We start from the raw sequence: 4,876 nt of genomic DNA, 5'->3' as shown, positions 1-4,876 counted from the left end.
TTCGTCGCGTTGTTCGGCATCGTCGCGGCGCTGTTCCTGGTGGGCTTTGCGCCCTGGTCGGGTGACGGCAGGGGCGGCGACGATCCGCTGCGACCCGACGACGACGTCGACGACGACTACGACGACGACGAGTACGTGGAATTCGTTCTGGTGCGCGAATCCGACGTCGAGCGCAGACGCGACCCCGAACCGCCCCGGCCGCCGGTCGACCGGCCGCGCCCGGCGTCCGCCGCAGTGCCGCGCCGCGGCCCGGCCGCGCAGCCCGAACCGATCGGCCACGCCCACAACGGGTCCCATGTCGACAGCGGCAAACGCCTGCGTCAGGTGGCGGTGCGGCGCTCGCCCAAGCCCCTCCCGCCGGGCGAGCGGCTCACCCGGCCCCCGCGCCGGCCCCATAGCGGTTCCGCGGGACGGTATCTCCCCGACGGTGAATCGCCGCGCGGTCACCATCACCGCTCGAATCCCGACGACGATCCCACCGGCTCGGGCCGGCACTCCTCGACCGGTTAGCCGGACCGCCGACCCGGCTGCGTGAGCGCCAGGAACGCGCCCAGGTCGATCAGGCCCGCGGGGGTGGCGGGCAGATACTCGGTCAGCGACGGCGAGCGCACGATCACGGCCGCAAACTGGGCCCGGCTCACCGCGACGTTGAGCCGATTCCTGTTGAGCAGAAACGAGATTCCGCGCGGCACCACGTCCGTGGACGACACGGTCATCGAGATGAAGACGACGGGCGCCTGCCCGCCCTGAAACTTGTCGACCGTCCCCACCCGCACCCCGTCGAGCCCAGCGGCGGCCAGCCGGCGGCGCAGCAGTGCCACCTGGGCGTTGTAGGGCGCCAGCACCAGCACGTCGGCGGCCGTCAACGCCCGGGTGCCGTGTTCGTCGGTCCATGACGCGCCGAGCATGCGGTCGATCTCGGCGACGATCGCGCCGGCCTCCTCGGGGCTTTCGGTCGAATTTCCTTGGTGCTCAACCGAAAGCAACTGCAGGCCCGGTCGATACCCGTCGAGGCGTCGGGCGGCGGTGCATTCGTGGGACTGCAGTCTGTCGTCGTAGGACAGCGCCGACACGGCGGCGCACACGGCCGGATGCATGCGGTAGGAGAGGTCCAGGAAGTAGCCGCGTGCGTCGGGCAGGGTGCGCTGACCGTCGACCAGCCACTCCAGCGCGGAGCTGTCCACCGGCTCCGGGTGCGTGCCCTGGCTGACTTGCGGCAACTGCGCAGGGTCGCCGAGCAGCAGCAGGTTGGCGGCGGCGGGTGCCACGGCGATGGTGTTGGCCAGGCAGAATTGGCCGGCCTCGTCGATGACCAGCAGATCCAGGCTTCCCGGCGGTATCCGATTGGCGTTGGCGAAATCCCAAGCGGTTCCGCCGATCACACATCCCGGCGTGTCGGCGAGAAACGCGGCGTACGCGGCGCCGTCGATCTCCCGCCAGCGCGGGGCGTGGTGGTCGTAGCGCTTCTTCGCGATCCGGTGCGGATCCAGGCCGGCGTCGATCACGCAGTCCAGCACGTTCTCCACCGTGACGTGTGATTGCGCGACGACACCGATGCGCCAGCCGCGTTGGGTGACCAGGTGGTGGATCACGCGGGCGGCGGTGTGGGTCTTGCCGGTACCGGGCGGCCCGTGCACCGCCAGGTACGACGAGTCCAGATCGAGTAGTGCCGCGGTGATGTCGGCGACGGTGTCGCCGCTGCGCGGGAGCGCAATGCCGCCCCGGGTGCGTGGCGCGCGGCGCAACAGCACGTCGACGATGGCGCTGTCGGGTAGGTGCGGCAAGCCGTCGGCCACCGCGGCGGCGGTGGCCTCGATCGACTCGCGCAGGGCGGTCGTCGGGATCGGTGGGCCGGGGGTCAACGCGAACGGCAGCTGGTGAAAGGTGTTGCCGTCACTGCCAACTCGCTCCAGGACCACCACTTCGGTGGGCACCGCCACATCGTCGGCCTCGACGACCGAGGCCCGCCCGGCCGCCCGCCGGTCCGGGCTGTCGCTCATGCCGGGCGGCGCCGGCGGGTGATAGAGCGCGAAGACGTCGCTCTTCAAATCCCCGCGCGCCAGCTCACCGCGCAGCCGCAGCCGCCGCTGCGGTTTGCGTGCCCGCGGCGGCGTGTGCCAGTCGAGGGCGACCGACGCGTGGTCGACGACGAACACGTCGGTGTTGTCGGCCCACTCCTCGATCGGGAAGTTCAGCCGGTCGAAATGCGCCCACCAGAAGGGTTTGTCCTCGCGCCGGTGGTAGCCGCGCGCCGCGCCCAGCAGCGCCACCGCGGTCTGCTGCGGGGTCCGGTCGTCGATGCCGGCCGCTCCGCTGAATGCGGACAGCGTCACCGCCAGTCCGTCGCGGTCGTCGACGGTGTTGCCGTCGGCCACCGGCTGGGCACCGACCGGTACAACGCCGGATTCGTAGGCGCGCAACATCAGCCAGTTCCGCAGTTCCTGCGTCGACCGGCAGTCGTAGTGGTTGTAGTCCTCGATCTCCTTGAGCACGGATGCCGCCTCGTCGCCACGCCCGTCCTCCCGGAGTTCGCAGTACCGGGCGTAGGAGGTGATCGAACCGGTGGCGGTGGTCACGTCACCCGCGCGCAGTTGGGCGCCCATGTAGAGCGGCTCGAGCGCCTTGAGGCTGAACGACTCGGCGCCCACGCGAATGCTCCTGCGCACCAACGGGTAAAGGTCGACCAGCGTCCCGCTGCGCAGCAGTTCGTCGACTTCGTCCTCGCCCACTCCGTAGCGCCCGGCGAGCCGCAACAAAGCGGTTTTCTCGTAGGGCGCGTAGTGGTAGATGTGCATGTTGGGCCGGCGTTTGCGGCGTTTGGCCACCAGCGCCAAGAAGTCGATCAGCGCCTTGCGTTCCTCGGCCCGGTCGTGCGCCCACAGCGGGCGGAACTTGCCCGTCGGCCCGGCTTCGAGCACACCGAACAGATATTCCAGCCCCCATTCGCGACCATCGGTGGTCCACAGCGGGTCACCCTCGAAATCGAAGAACAGGTCTCCCGGGTCGGGCTCGGGCAGCAGGGCCAGCGGCTGCGGGTCGATGACCTCGACCTGGGGAACGCCGGTTTCCCGTTGGCGCACCTGTAATTTCGCCTGGACGGTCAGTTTGTCCAGCACGCCGCCAGCCAGGTCGGGCACCGGCCCGCGATGCTCGGCCAGCTCGGCGACCGTGCTGATGCCCGCGTCAAAGAGCTTGTCGCGCTGGCCCACTCGCAGGCCGGCGACCAGTAACACGTCGTCGGCCGCCCGCAGCTGTTCGAGGCATAGGGGACAGTGAAAGCACGCGGCCACGCCGTCGTCGTCCCAGCGCACCGCCGCGCCGGCGGCGTAGTGGTCGTCGAGGAGGCGCTGCAGCCGGGCGCGCTGGGAGCGGTAGACCGGGATCAGGTCGCAGGTCCGGTGCCGCACCGCGGTCCCGTCGCCCAGCCGTAGTTCGGCCTCCGGCGCGACCGGGACGCCCGAGGCGGCCAACGCGTCGGCGTAGGCGGCCACCTGCAACAGCGCGGTGACCTTGGCCGAGCGGGCCAGTTTGGTGTCCACGACGCGATACCGCTGCCCGTCGCGGATCAGAAAATCAGCGAAGCCGACGAAGCGGCCGTCGAACATGGCGGCTTGATAGATCACCGGCGCACGGTCGGCGACGGCGCGGCGGGTGGCGTCCGCGGCCGCGGTCAGGCCGGCGGGCGTGTAGGCGGGGCGGCCGATGATCGCGACGTCCTGCCCGAACCGGTCGCGCAGCGAGGCCAGTTCGCGCCGCTCGTGTTCGCTACCGAGGGCGGCCGTCCGCGTGAGCAGTTCGTCCTCTACGGTGACCGCCGGGCCGCGCCCCAGCTTCGCGTCGAAATCCCGCAGCAGCGCGTATTCGCAGCGGGCCGCGGCGGCCAGATCCGATGCGCTGTAAACGATGCTGTCGCCGGAGACCAACACTCGAGCCACAGTAGGCCAGCGCTCCGACATGACGGTCACACCGGGCGGGCGTGCCCGGAGATCAGTGGGCGGGCGTATTGCCGATCAGCTCGACGGCGTTGCCGTTCCAGTGGAATTTCACATTGGTGTTCAGGCCGTTGATCCCGCTGGGGTAGGTCAGCGCCACGGTGTCGCCCGTGGTTTGCGCGGGGTCGACGCCGTTGAATCCGTAGGTGTCGGGCACGCCCTGGGGGATGAACTGGCCGAGGTGAAACAGCACCGCACGGGTGGTCGGGCTGACCGCGTTGGTGTTGGCCTTGATGATGACGGCCGAGAGCTGCGCGCACTGGTTGTAGTTGCCGGCCAGCGGTTCGGGGTTCCAGGGCTGCTGGCTGCGCGGGTCGCGGGGCAGCTCGGACACCACCTTCGCGATGGTGGGCGAGGCGAGGTTGACCGCGCAGGGGTCGGCCGGCGGGGCGTTGCCGGGCTGGGCGGCCGCCGACGGGGTGGCCGGAGCCGTGATCGACGCGGTCTCCGACGTCCTGGCCGGCGGCGTCTTGGCGACGGTGGAGTCGCTCGAACCGCAGCCGGCCAGAGTGAAGGCGATGAGAGCGATAGCGGCCGAGCCGGTCAGTGGCTCGGTACGACAGGGCAACGACCACACATCTGGGCACCGTACCGTCATCGGGTGCGAGGTCGTGGCAGGCATGGCCGGGTGTGCCGATGATCACGCGGCCGGTCCAACCGTGGTGACCCGTAGCGCTCAGCGTCGCTGAGCTCGCGGCCACCACGGGGCCCTCGGGTGGTGACCCGTAGCGCTCAGCGTCGCTGAGCTCGCGGTCACCACGGGGCCCTCGGGTGGTGACCCGCAGCGCTCAGCGTCGCTGAGCTCGCGGTCACCACTAGACTCCTTGGACGATGACCCTCCCGGACAGCTCGACTGAAGCTGCCTCACCGACGTTTGCCGACCT

At 70.4% G+C, this 4,876-nt stretch carries 2 protein-coding genes and 1 pseudogene; 1 reads left to right on the top strand and 2 read right to left on the bottom strand.

What is annotated here, in order from left to right:
• Nucleotides 1-510, top strand: a pseudogene (locus A5646_RS29300) (MFS transporter); the annotation flags it as partial.
• Here A5646_RS29300 and A5646_RS01175 read toward each other — a convergent pair.
• Together A5646_RS01175 and A5646_RS01170 are read right to left on the bottom strand one after the other, a co-directional pair.
• Complete coding sequence (locus A5646_RS01175) at nucleotides 507-3,926, bottom strand: TM0106 family RecB-like putative nuclease (protein WP_067019270.1); 3,420 nt, start codon at nucleotides 3,924-3,926, stop codon at nucleotides 507-509. The pseudogene A5646_RS29300 and the gene A5646_RS01175 overlap by 4 nt on opposite strands.
• Nucleotides 3,927-3,987: 61 nt before the next feature.
• Nucleotides 3,988-4,590, bottom strand: a complete 603-nt coding sequence (locus A5646_RS01170; protein ID WP_066863897.1) for an LppP/LprE family lipoprotein — start codon at nucleotides 4,588-4,590, stop codon at nucleotides 3,988-3,990.
• Nucleotides 4,591-4,876: the final 286 nt, after the last annotated feature.

This window comes from Mycobacterium sp. 1245499.0, assembly GCF_001673615.1.
GTDB classification, from domain to species: domain Bacteria; phylum Actinomycetota; class Actinomycetes; order Mycobacteriales; family Mycobacteriaceae; genus Mycobacterium; species Mycobacterium europaeum_A.
Note: the sequence above shows the minus strand (reverse complement) of the source record. Positions and strands in the feature narration are given on the sequence as shown.